Origin of the sequence: Limibacillus sp. MBR-115 (assembly GCF_040549425.1) — a bacterium.
In the GTDB taxonomy this organism is placed as follows: Bacteria; Pseudomonadota; Alphaproteobacteria; order Kiloniellales; family CECT-8803; genus Limibacillus; species Limibacillus halophilus.
This window is the reverse complement of the sequence record NZ_JBEPTJ010000009.1, coordinates 149189-160947: the sequence shown is the minus strand read 5'-3', so window position 1 is coordinate 160947 and position 11759 is coordinate 149189. Positions and strand designations below refer to the sequence as shown.

Sequence of the window (11759 nt, the reverse complement as noted above, 5' to 3'; positions counted from 1 at the left end):
TGTACCTTATTAAGCTATTGATTCTGTTGGATATCGATGTTGGCTAGATGCCTGTGGAAGGAGCCAGCTCCCGTTGGGGACGCCATTTCTTTCCCTTTCCAGCAGTTCCCTTCACTCCGGTAGTCCGGCCCGGCGCAAACAGTCGCGGAGTTGTTGCATTCTGGTCGCGTCCTTCAAAGGTACACGATCGAGGTCTGCGATGCTTGCGTGGGGCAAGGCCTCGCGGCAGTAGGCAATCGCAGCTCTCGCTTGTTCCAGCCGATCAGACATCACATGGCCAGCGGCAAGAAGGTAATGTCCAAAATACCATTGTGGCATGCGATGGACCGCGCGATTCGCCCACTCAATGCAAGTGTCGTAGCGTCCGGCTAGAAAATGGGCGAGAGCGATTCCGGTAAAGCGGAAGAAAATACTGGGGTCGCGGGGGTTCGACCGGATCGCGATTTCCTGATTGGCAATTGACTCCTCCAAGCGGCCAACCAAGCTCAGTGCAGTGCCTAGGCTACCATAGGCGAGGGAACAATTTGGGTTTAGCTCCACAGCGCGTTCCAATGCCGCGATGGACTCCTCGTGCTTATGGAGACCCCAGCAGGTGATGCCTAGAGCCCAGTGGGCATATTCGTTCCTGCCGTCCAGTCGTGTTGCTCGGCGCGCCAATTCGTGAGCAAGGGTCATTGTTTCGGTGAAGTCGTCGGCAAAGCCCAGGATTGCACTGTGGTGGTGAATCAGCGCGAGGACCATGTTGGCTTCTGCGCTTTCGGGGGCGTGGTCCTGCGCGCGTTTCAGCAGAACTTTTGCGGTTGTGAAGCTTTCCGGCGTGAAATCGTAGAGCAAATGCCAGGCGCGCATTGTCAACTCCCAAACCGTTAGATCCGGGCGCGTACTACGCTCGACCGCGCCACTCGCAGTCAATTGAACGCGGGTTTGTATGGATGCCACGACGTTACGGGTAATCTCGTCCTGGAGATCAAAGACATCTGCAAGTTGCCGGTCGTAGCGTTCAGACCAGATATGGCCGCCGGTCGTTCCGTCGATGAGCTGCGCGGTAACGCGAACCCGATTACCGGCCTTGCGAACGCTGCCTTCCAGTACATACCTGACGCCTAACTCCCGGGCGATCTGCGGGACATCGATGTTGGTGCCCTTGAAAGTGAACGTTGTGTTGCGCGCGATGATAAAAAGCCAGGGAGATCGGGATAACGCGGTGATGATGTCTTCTGATATGCCGTCCGAGAAAAATTCCTGTTCCGGGTCGCCGGACATGTTTTCAAAGGCCAACACGGCGATTGAGGGCTTGTCCGGCCGGCTTGGGAACGACTTGGGCCGATCAACGAGAGTTGCGTTAGTCGTTTCGAAGAACCTGTGCAATTCCAACTTCGAGGAAACACCTAGCTTACGGTAAACAGTTGTTAAATGCGTTCTTACGGTCGAAGGCGCGATGCAAAGCCGGTCCGCAACCTGCCTGTAGCTTTCGCCGTTGGCAAAAGCCTGTGCAATTTCCTGTTCTCTAGGGCTCAGCGGTTCGATTTTCACCTTGGTATGTTCCACTCTGCTCCTACAAGAAACCTCTAGTAACGATCGCCCATTCCTGAACTATAGCTAAATTACCGGTCGCAAAATACAGCATTTGCAGGATGCCAATTACTGCAACTGCTTGATTCTAATCATGTTTGAAGCGTCGTAGTCTAACAAGTGTACCTACTGTAATGTATGGAGGTTGGAAATGTCCTACGCAAAGGCTGCAAACATGAACAATGATCGAGTGAATAGCGCCGAGATCGTTCAGCGAGGCTGGGAGGCCGTTGCTCGGGGCGATTGGGATGCGGTGGTAGCGGATTACACCGAGGATATGGTTTTCGTAATGCCGGGCCAGAATGATCTATTGAAAGGGAAGTCGGCGTTCCGGGATGTATTGGATAACTTGGGTGCTGCTTTGCCGGTAGGTTTCAGCATCGATTCTATCCGCCAAATCGGCGACGGAGATGAAGTGGTGTCGATCGTCGAATGGAAGAGCGAAAGAGTCCCTGAGGGAAGCCAGCTCAGCGTGCTTTTCAGGTTTTCTGATGGAAAGGTTGCCGAAGAGCGTTGGTTTATCGATACCGAGCAGTGGAAAGCCGCGTTCTAATGATCGATATTGATGCACTAAGGGACAGGGATACTTAAGTCAGTATCCCTGTGATTGTGCCCAAGCAACAGGGTGCCTGCGATCTAGAATGGTTGCTTATCTGAATGCACAACCTTTCCGTTGTCCGATCTGACTTTTCTACGCAAGATGAATGACATTCTAAACAGACATCATTGGAATCAAATTGCCTGATCCTCGATCGCCGCGCCTTGCGGTTCTCATAGATGCGGATAATGCCTCGGCAAAGATAGCGGATGGGCTATTTGAAGAAATCGCCAAGTGGGGTGAAGCCAGCGTGCGCCGAATATACGGCGACTTTTCGCATGCTCGCTCGAAAGCCTGGGCTGATGTGTTGTCCAAGCATGCTATCATTCCTCATCAGCAGTTCGCCTACACCACCGGCAAGAATGCCTCTGATATCACGCTGGTGATTGATGCTATGGACCTACTTCATAGTGGTCGTTTCGAGGGCTTTTGTTTGGTTTCCTCCGACAGCGACTTTACGCGTTTGGCGGCGCGCATCAGGGAGCAGGGAGTGGATGTCATTGGCTTTGGCGAGCAAAAGACGCCAGAGAGCTTTCGTATGGCCTGCAAGCGCTTCATCTATACGGAAAATCTGCAAGCTGCGGTGGGCGACGATGAAGCCAACGTAGCGGTTGGAAAATCATACCTCAGGCCGGTCAAAGAGATAACACCAGCCATCAAAAAAGCTATCGTTGAGATTGATAGTGATGACGGGTGGGTGACCCTCAGCCAAGTTGGCTCTTTACTTTCAAAGGGAGCTCCGGATTTTGACCCTCGGACCTATGGCTTCAGGAAATTGAGTGATCTGCTGCGGGCAGCAGGCTCCTTTGAGGTAAAGCTCCCAACAAACGGACCAATGCAAGTTCGTGTCAAAAAATCAGTGGCAAAGAAGGACCAGACTGCCAGGCGTTGATCGCTTTATTCCACTGGTCGGTCGATCACATCCCCTTTACCTTACTTACAATTCTAACTTCCGGTTCGTCGGCATCTGACGCGGCGGATTGGCTCGCGAAGAATTGGCAGGCCAAATGCCAACTGCGTGAGATTGAAGGGCGAAAGAATTGACTGTCGCAAAGGGTAAATCCGTCGCGGTAATCGGCGGTGGAATACAGGGATTGTGTGTGTCTCTTGCGCTGGCCCAACGCGGCTGCAAGATTGATCTCTTCGAGGAGAATGCGTGCCTTATTTCCGAGGCCAGCCTGTGGAACGAAGGGAAAATTCACCTAGGGTTCGTTTTTGGGAATGATCCCACGTCTCGGACTGCCGCCTTCCTGATGAAAGGGTCGCTACGCTTCAGCGAATTGCTGAGCCGTTGGAGTGGCGGAACACTGACGGAGAGCGAGATATCTACTCCGTTCCGCTACGCGGTTCATAGGGATTCTCTCCTTTCTCCTGAGCAGGTTGATGCGCATTTTTCCAGCATACAGTCGCTCATCGAGCACTATGATGAAGATCAGCGCCGCGCCTATTTCGGGTTCTCCGACAGGCGGATTTTTCGGCGTCTTGACGACACTGAGACAGCACGGGATTTTGACACAGACCGTGTTGCGGCTGTCTTTGAAACCGGGGAGCGTTCGGTCGATCCTCAAGCGGTGGCGAGGCGTCTTACCCAGGCTGTTATGGCTGAAGCTGGGATCACCGTATTGCTCGGCCAACGGGTGGACTCCTGCGTACAGGACGACAAGGGTACACCCAGCATTTCACTGACTGCCGATCCCGGTCAGCGACATTCCTACGACGCGGTTGTCAACGCCACCTGGCGTGACCGCTTGAGGCTGGATGCGACATTCGGCTGGAAACCGGACCGGCCCTGGCTATTTCGCTATAAGGTGGCTCTGCACACGGAAAGCCTCTGTGATACCGATGATCCCAGGCTGCCTTCGACCACCTTCGTACTGGGCCCCTACGGGGATATCGTCAACTTCGGCAAGGGCCGCTACTACCTCTCCTGGTATCCGACCGGTTGTATCGCGTCCACCCAGGCGCTGGTTCCCAGCAATCCCTTGCTCGGGCTCTGCGACAGTGCCAGAGCGAAGCTAGAAAGTGATATCATCAAAGGGCTCGCACAGCTCGTACCAGCCTGTGCCGATCTCGACTTGCGGGCTGCGCAAACTAAGCTCGGCGGCGGGCAGATTTTTGCTTGGGGCCAGGGAGATATCGACGATCCACAAAGTCAGTTGCACCAGCGATTCGATATCGGCCCGCGCAGCGCCGGGCGTTATCATTCGGTCGATACAGGCAAGTATTGCATGGCACCGTTGTTCGCCGAACAGATCGCTGAGCGCATCTGCCCGGAGAGCTAAGGAGGTCAGCAAAGCCATGGCAGAAGTATCAATCTGTATCCCAGCTTACCGGGCCGCCGGTTTCATAAGGCAAACGCTGGACTCGGTGCTGAATCAAACACACTCCGAAATTCGTGTGCTGGTATCGATTGATAGTAATGACGACGACACGGAAACGATTTGCCGAGGCTACAGCCCGCCGGGTGGCATGCGTATCTGGGTTCAGGAAAGAAACCTCGGTTGGGCGGGGAACGTGAACTTCCTGCTTGATCAGGTCGATACGCCGTACTTCGCGTTACTACCGCATGACGACCTGCTGGAACCGGACTACATCGCAGCGCTGCTGGAGGCTTTGAAGCAATCGCCAGATTGCGTTTTCGCGTAATCACATATGCAGCAGTTCGGGACAAATGAGAATTTGGGAGTCGCCACGGAGTTGCGCGGCAATCTGGATGAGCGCCTGTTACAGTTTTATCTGAAAGGCGCAAGCGGCCTTCCTTTGCGTGCCGTAACCGACTCCGGCATCCTGAAACAGGGGCACAGGTTGCGCTACAACCGCCACGACAGTTTCGCAGCAGAGGTTCTTTGGGGCCTGGAAGCGTTGTGTTATGGCGGCGGATGCGTGGTGCCTCGCCCTCTTTACCTCAAGCATACGCGGCCTGACAGTCTGATTCCGGGCCGCAAAGTATGGCCACCAGCGAAGCGCCTCGATGCTCTGCGGATTCATTCTGCGCAGGCCAAGCGGGTTCTGACTGAACATATTGAGAATCCACAAATGCGGGTGCTTGCATTGATGGCCTGTGATGCCTGGGGGCGGAAGTTCATTGAAACTGCAAAGCATTTCGAGCTTGAGAACGCACCCAAGCATGGAGAGGTATTGCTACCGGTTCTTTCGCAAATGCCCGTCGAGGGGGACGCGGCCATCGATCAAGCTGGGATCGACAGTCTGCTCAAGGACCCCAGAACGAGCATGATAATATCACGTATGCGGTTTGCTGACGGTCTTCGGCTAATGCACGACGGAAAGATGGCCGATGCCGCCCGTTTATTTGGAGAGGCATTTGAATTGGATCGGAACAGCCCGCAGGCGCTCTTGCGGCAGGGGCACTGCCTGATCAAGAACAAGCAGTTCGATGACGCTCTAGAAATCGCTGACTCCGGAAGATCCCTTTTCCCCAAGAAAGGAGAATTCGCTTTCCTGGGAGCCCGAGCGGCATTTGGATTACATCGATTGGACGAATCCCGAGCGCTTGCCGAACTGGCTTTAGGATACCCTCAGCAACGGCGCTCAGCGGAAGCGTTCTTGGCGATGATCGCAAAAATGCAATCAGCCTGTTGAGCCAAAGGCCTCTGGCAGCCTAATCTGCAGCATCACTGTTCGTATCCCCTTGGGGTCGAGATCGATTTGACGATGGAATTGCCATGGAAAGCAAAACCCGCAGCCGCTGATCAGCCGCGCGCTGGTCGGTCCGGCGGGCACTCAGTGCTCGACGATACGGCTGTGCTCGAAGGGCACATGGCTGGAACCGGATCATTGGAGATACACGGCCGTATGCAGGGCGACATCATGGCCGGCGATATCTACATCGCACCGGGTGGGTCGTTGGAAGGCGAGGTCGATGTATTGCGATTTCGTATTGCCGGACACTATGTAGGCCGGGCGGACGCGGATAGTGTGATCATCGAAAGCACAGCCGAAGTGGAGGGAACGATTCATCATCATGAGATTGTCGTTGAGTCCGGAGCCAAGCTAAAGGGCTTGAAACCCTGGCGGCCGACGCGCAAAGCTGAGATGGCGTGATGAAATCTAGAGAGGACTGATCGGGACAGTCGCACCTACAGTCATAATGGGAGAAAAAGATAATGTTCAAACCACAGCGACCGGAAGAATCCAGTGCCCAGACCACCGCATCGGTGCGGGAAGGGACGACTCGTCCCGCCGGTGGTGGCCGTTCGGTGATTGCATCGGATATGAAGGTTGTCGGCAATCTGGCCAGCCGCGGTGAGCTGCAGATTGATGGCGAGATCGACGGTGATATCAAAGCGACCACGGTGACCGTGGGTCGTGGCGCTACCATATCGGGATCGATACTCGCCGATCGGGTCGATGTTCATGGAACCGTCAAGGGGCAGATTGATGGTGCGACCGTCAGTCTTTCGGCAAACGCGAGGATCGAGGGCGATGTTGTTCATGACTCGCTGGCGGTGGAGGCAGGCGCTTATTTGAACGGCCATGTTCGCAGACGCAATAGCAAGCCTGCTGCCAGTACCGCGACGGCAAGTACCAGCAGCGCCACAACCGGCCAAGCGACCGCGTCGCCAAGTCATAGTAGCTCGACGGGTGCTTCTTCTTCCGGCAGCAGTGCAACAAGCGGCAGTTCATCCAAACCCTAAAAACAGCAACTAATTACCCGGTGCTGTGATCCGAGCCAGTTTTTATCTCGTAGAGGACGAGGTAGGAGGTTGGTGAATCATATGCAGCACAACTATTTTTCTGAGCGCGCCGTGGCCGTGTTTCGACGTCTAGATTTTGACGCTCGATTTGATTGCAACCGCGCTCTCGGGGACGACAACGCATGAACCTAAAGCCGGTAAAGCCGGAGGACGGGTTTGCGTGGATCACCGGTGCGGGGAAGGGGCTTGGCCGCGCCTTAACCGTTAGACTGGTGGAAGCTGGTTGGACAGTGTTGGCATCGGCCCGGACAGAAAGCGATTTAGAAGCACTTGCGGACGAAACTCGAACGTTCGCGGGTAAGCTGGTGCCGCTGCCTCTCGATATTACCAATGCCGCAGCCATACAGGTTGCATTAGATAACGCTCTGCGAGATCAGCCTCTAGCGTTGGCGGTGCTGAATGCAGGCACTCATGTCGCAACGGATTTGAGCAACTTCAAACCTGAAACGGTGAAGATGCTTGTCGATACAAATCTCCTTGGTACCCTGAACTGCCTCTATGCCGTCTTGCCAAGAATGCGGAGCCAACGGCGCGGACAAATAGCAGTTGTCGGGTCCATGGCTGGATTTTTAGGCCTGCCGAGCGCATCGGTATATGGAATGACCAAGGCGGGATTGATCAACCTCTGTGAGGCGTTGCAACCCGAACTAGCCGTTGAAGGTGTTCATCTTCAGGCGGTCAACCCGGGGTTTGTGCGGACACCGCTGACAGACAAGAACACTTTTCCAATGCCCTTTCTAATGGAACTTGATGCGGCGGCAAGGGCCTTCGAGCGCGGGCTAGCGTCACGCCGCTTCGAAATCGTCTTTCCCATGCGGCTTGCGGTGATCATGAAACTACTGCGCTGTCTTCCCTATGCCTTGTCGCTTCGGATCACAGCCCAATTCCTTCCTGGAGGCACGAGAGACAATGGTTAGTATTAAGAAGGATGAGGAAAGTGGGTTCGATCCTCTGCAAAGATATGTTTCCTATCTCGAAGGATTTTCGCCAGATAGCCTCGATGTGCTTGAGGACTATTGCACGTCCGATATGGTCTTCTCAGATCCTTTCAACTTAACCCGTGGTCGATCAGCTTATCGTCGTGTTTTAGAGAAGATGTACGAGGATGTTCCGAGTATCTCCTTCGTGGTAACACGATCCTGCGGCACGTGTGTTTCCGGCTACATTACTTGGCAGTTCTCCGGGACGACCAGACAGGGAAACAACATTTCCTTCGAAGGGGTCTCCGAACTGCTGTTCGATGCCGAAGGGAAGGTTTCCTCACACCGCGATTTCTGGGATCCGGCGGCCGGGCTTTACGAGACGCTTCCCGTGATTGGTTGGCTGTTACGCAAAATTCGCCGAAAGCTATCGGCCAACTAGCAGGCAGCGCGATTGTTAGCTGCGGGCTAGCGATATTTGGCGAACATCGATGCGCCCTGTGGAGAAGCCCGCCTCGCAATAAGCGAGATAAAATTTCCACAAACGTCGAAACCTCTCGTCAAACCCGTAACCGCTGATCTGAGGCCAGGCTAAATCGAAGCGTTCATGCCAGCGCGATAGCGTGGTGGCGTAGTGTTCAGCAAAGCTCTTGCTGTCTTGCCAAGCCAGACCCGCCCGATCGATTTGTTCCCGCAGAGCCGTGATGGAAGGCAACATTCCACCAGGGAACACATAGCGTTGAATGAAATCAGCGCCACGTCGGTACTGATCGTAAACTTGGTCTGCAATGGTGATGATCTGCAATCCGGCGCGACCCCCGGGTTTCAGATTGTTGCGGACCGTCGAAAAATAATGAGGCCAATAGGCCTCCCCAACCGCCTCGAACATTTCAATGGAAACGATGCGATCAAAGAACCCGTGCGTGTCTCTGTAATCTTGCAGCAGAACCTTGACGCGATTTCCCAAACCCTCGCGTTGCAGGCGTTCGGCTACATGGTCGTGCTGAGCTTTGGATATGGTGATTGCCGTCACGTCGCATTGCAACTCCCGCGCGGCCCAGGTTGCGAAACCGCCCCAACCACAGCCAATTTCAAGCAGGCTATGGCCGCGTTCGATCCCTGCGGTCGCAGCCAGGTGTTTGTACTTGGCTTCCTGGGCCTGTTCCAAAGTCATGTCCTGCCGTTCAAAAATCGCCGAGGAGTAAGTCATGCTGTTATCCAACCAGGTTTGATAGAAAGCATTTCCCAGATCGTAATGCGCGCGGATGTTCTGCTTAGCGCCGACACGGCTATTGGGGCGCAGCAGGTGGATCACCCGTTCAGCTACGCGTGACCATCGTCGGCCTTCCAACTGCTGCTCGATTTCCTCGTGGTTTACAGCAATGAGTTTTAAAAATGTTGTGATGTCCGAACTATCGCACTCACCAGCAATATAAGCTTCGGCAAATCCGTTGGCGCCACTCGTGAAAAGGCGCCGGAAAAAGCTGCTTTGAAAGATTTGAAGATCGGCGTCGGGGCCAGGCTCTTGACCTTTGATCGTTTGCCGGTGCCCGCTCGGTAGCGTCAGATGGAGGCGCCCGCGTGAAAGGCGCGACGTGACGGCCAGAAATTTACACTCAGATTTGGGCAGGTCTTTCGGTTCCTCGCCTGGGGACAGACAATTCGACATCAGCGAACCTCCCTTTACTCGGCGGCCTGATCTAAAGGCGGCCTCACCACGCTGACCTCAGATTGCGGTGCATCTGGCCTCCGGTAGAAACGAGCCCCTAAACGCCACAGCTTGAAAGCTTCCCAATGAATCGCGGCAATAACTTTAACTGTCATCAGTGGATAGGAAAAGAAGGCCTTGAAGAGGGCCGTATCGGTGAGCGCATGTCGCCTGCCTTTCTGAACCGCGACTAGCGTTTCACCTTCCGCGGTCGTGTGCCGTATTGCTATCGACAAGCGATCGCCGGGAACCTGTAGACGAAAGGCATAGGTGCCTTCGGTCGACAGAAAGGGGGAGACATGCAGCACCTTGTTGCAATATTGCAGCAAGGTTCTCTCGGGACGGAAATCAGGCGGCGTGGGGATCAAATAGCAATGGCAATCGCCGAAGGTGTTTCTGACCTCGTAGAGCATTGCGGCGAGGTGGCCGCTGCGGTCATAGCAGTACCAAACGCTCAAAGGATTGAAAACGAACCCCAGAATTCGCGGGAAGCAAAGCAGCATGACACGGCCGCCTTGGAGATTGATACCCGCATCGGCAAGTTGCCTATCAATCCAAGGCCTTAACGCCGTCTGGTCCTTGCTGCCATGATCATGATTCCAAACACTAAACAGGTTGAAACGGTCGTGGCTGAACAACCGTAACCGGTGGTCCAGAACCGGGAGTGCATCGATGTCCACCAGAAGTGAGAACACGCGATAAACAAAATGGTTTCCGAAGGGATGCAGGCGTCGATGCATGACATGCCCACGGTAAAGGCAGCTACCGTAAGCTGGCGGTCCAGGTTGAAGTTTTTCTTCGAGAGGCAAGGCTCACTCCGCCGCGTTATGAAGACGTTCCGACAGGGACTCGACACCGCGCCAGGCAGTGCTTGGTGGCCGGAAGTATTTTGCCCAGGGGCGATTGACACCGAACTGTTCGGCTACGGTCAGCCCGGACTGTAAAGCGTCTTCGTGAAAGCCATAACCGCAGTAGCTTCCACAAAACCAGAACCCGTCTTGCCCTTGAATTTCGCCGAGCAGGCTCTGAGCCACGGCTGTATGCTCATCGAATTGAGGATGACGGTAAGTGAAAGCCGCGTGTACGAGTTCGGGACGTGGCTCCCGATAAGGGTTGAGCGTTACAAAGAGCGGAAAAGAGCGGTCCAGTTTTTGCAACCTGTTCATCCAGTAGGTGACGGCCAGTTGTTGTTCTTTGTTTCGCCTGTGATTCGACAAATAGTTCCAACTCGCCCAAAGGTGGCGCCGCTGAGGCATCATTGATGGATCGCTATGGAGAACTGCCCGGTTCGGCAGGTAACGGAATGTGCTTAGTATTTTTCTGTGCAAGGGGCTCGCCGTAGAGCCCATGATCTTCAGCGCTTGATCTGCGTGGGTTGCGAAAATGACGGAATCGTACCTTTCCGCTTGGCCACCAGCGGTGACAACATCGATGCCGCGCTCCATCTTTTTTACTGCCTGAACTGGTGTACGCAGACGGATTGCGGAACGAAACCCTGTCGCCATGCGTTCCACATAGCAACGGCTACCGTTCGTGACCGAGCGCCATGTTGGGCGATCGGCGAATTGCAGCAAACCATGATTGGCATAAAAGTTGACGAAGCTTGTCGCAGGGAAGGACAAAATATCTTTCAAAGAGCATGACCAGATCGCAGAGGCCATAGGCAGAAGGTGGTCGTAAGCAAAGTCCTGTGAATAGCCGTTTTTATTCAGATAATCGCCAAGCGACAAGCCGCTGCACGGCTGCGTCAATAGATGTGGCGCTTCACGAAAGAAACGTTTGATCTCAAAAAGCAAAAGCCACTGGCTGGGCTTAATCAGATTGCGCTTTTGCCCAAAAAAGCCACTTCTCGACCCCTCATACTCGTACCTGCCGGAAGCAAGCGATACCGCAAAAGACATGTCGCTGCGTTGGGTCGCTATCCCAAGGTGCTCAAACAGGCAGGTCAGGTTCGGGTAATTGAGTTCATTATAAACGATGAAGCCAGTGTCGACCGCAACAGGTCCATTCGGCCCGCTCACATCAACCGTGTTTGCGTGACCTCCGAGTTTTGAGTCTGCTTCATACAGCGAGATGTCATGCTTCTGCGCCAGAAGCCAGGCTGCGCCCAGACCTGCTGCCCCACTTCCGATTATGGCAATACGCATATCAGCATCAGATCCCTTACGAGTAATTACTTTAGCTAGTACGAGCTTCTGGGCGGATCGGATCAGAAAAAAAATCCGAAAGTAAGTGATCCGGTGGTG

13 protein-coding genes are annotated in these 11759 nt (G+C 54.3%); 9 read left to right on the top strand and 4 right to left on the bottom strand.

Going from position 1 to position 11759, the window contains the following annotated elements; translation table 11 throughout:
* Positions 1–111: 111 nt before the first annotated feature.
* Positions 112–1533 (bottom strand): LuxR C-terminal-related transcriptional regulator, encoded by a 1422-nt coding sequence (locus ABIE63_RS16325; protein WP_354506085.1) that lies wholly within the window; start codon positions 1531–1533, stop codon positions 112–114.
* Between the two features lie 190 nt (positions 1534–1723).
* Between ABIE63_RS16325 and ABIE63_RS16320 the strand changes: the two genes are divergently transcribed.
* The 9 genes from ABIE63_RS16320 (at position 1724) to ABIE63_RS16280 (ending at position 8247) form a co-directional block, all read left to right on the top strand.
* A complete protein-coding gene (locus ABIE63_RS16320; protein ID WP_354506082.1) occupies positions 1724–2125 on the top strand; it encodes a nuclear transport factor 2 family protein in 402 nt (133 codons plus the stop codon).
* A 184-nt stretch (positions 2126–2309) separates the two neighbouring features.
* Complete coding sequence (locus tag ABIE63_RS16315) at positions 2310–3062, top strand: NYN domain-containing protein (RefSeq protein ID WP_354506079.1); 753 nt, start codon at positions 2310–2312, stop codon at positions 3060–3062.
* Between the two features lie 148 nt (positions 3063–3210).
* A complete protein-coding gene (locus ABIE63_RS16310) occupies positions 3211–4452 on the top strand; it encodes an FAD-dependent oxidoreductase (protein ID WP_354506076.1) in 1242 nt (413 codons plus the stop codon).
* A 16-nt stretch (positions 4453–4468) separates the two neighbouring features.
* The gene (locus ABIE63_RS16305; protein ID WP_354506073.1) at positions 4469–4816 is read left to right on the top strand and encodes a glycosyltransferase family 2 protein; all 348 of its coding nucleotides are present in this window, start codon (positions 4469–4471) and stop codon (positions 4814–4816) included.
* Between the two features lie 6 nt (positions 4817–4822).
* On the top strand, positions 4823–5770 hold the full coding sequence (locus ABIE63_RS16300; protein WP_354506070.1) for a tetratricopeptide repeat protein: 948 nt from the start codon (positions 4823–4825) through the stop codon (positions 5768–5770).
* Positions 5771–5842: 72 nt separating this feature from the next.
* Complete coding sequence (locus tag ABIE63_RS16295; RefSeq protein WP_183416604.1) at positions 5843–6232, top strand: polymer-forming cytoskeletal protein; 390 nt, start codon at positions 5843–5845, stop codon at positions 6230–6232.
* A 62-nt stretch (positions 6233–6294) separates the two neighbouring features.
* The gene (locus ABIE63_RS16290) at positions 6295–6825 is read left to right on the top strand and encodes a polymer-forming cytoskeletal protein (protein ID WP_354506066.1); all 531 of its coding nucleotides are present in this window, start codon (positions 6295–6297) and stop codon (positions 6823–6825) included.
* A gap of 182 nt (positions 6826–7007) precedes the next feature.
* The gene (locus ABIE63_RS16285; protein WP_354506063.1) at positions 7008–7802 is read left to right on the top strand and encodes an SDR family NAD(P)-dependent oxidoreductase; all 795 of its coding nucleotides are present in this window, start codon (positions 7008–7010) and stop codon (positions 7800–7802) included.
* Positions 7795–8247, top strand: coding sequence for a nuclear transport factor 2 family protein (locus tag ABIE63_RS16280; protein WP_354506060.1), 453 nt, complete (start codon positions 7795–7797; stop codon positions 8245–8247). The genes ABIE63_RS16285 and ABIE63_RS16280 overlap by 8 nt, the downstream gene beginning before the upstream one ends.
* A gap of 15 nt (positions 8248–8262) precedes the next feature.
* Here the strand turns inward: ABIE63_RS16280 and ABIE63_RS16275 are convergent, their stop codons facing one another.
* From ABIE63_RS16275 to ABIE63_RS16265, 3 genes are read right to left on the bottom strand one after another with little or no spacing between them, the layout of a single operon-like run.
* Positions 8263–9474 carry a cyclopropane-fatty-acyl-phospholipid synthase family protein gene (locus ABIE63_RS16275; protein WP_354506057.1) on the bottom strand — a complete coding sequence of 404 codons (1212 nt, stop codon included), beginning with the start codon at positions 9472–9474 and terminating at the stop codon, positions 8263–8265.
* A gap of 14 nt (positions 9475–9488) precedes the next feature.
* Positions 9489–10322, bottom strand: a complete 834-nt coding sequence (locus ABIE63_RS16270; RefSeq protein WP_354506054.1) for a DUF1365 domain-containing protein — start codon at positions 10320–10322, stop codon at positions 9489–9491.
* A gap of 3 nt (positions 10323–10325) precedes the next feature.
* Positions 10326–11660: an FAD-dependent oxidoreductase gene (locus ABIE63_RS16265; protein WP_354506051.1), complete on the bottom strand. Its 1335-nt coding sequence runs from the start codon at positions 11658–11660 to the stop codon at positions 10326–10328.
* Positions 11661–11759 lie beyond the last annotated feature (99 nt).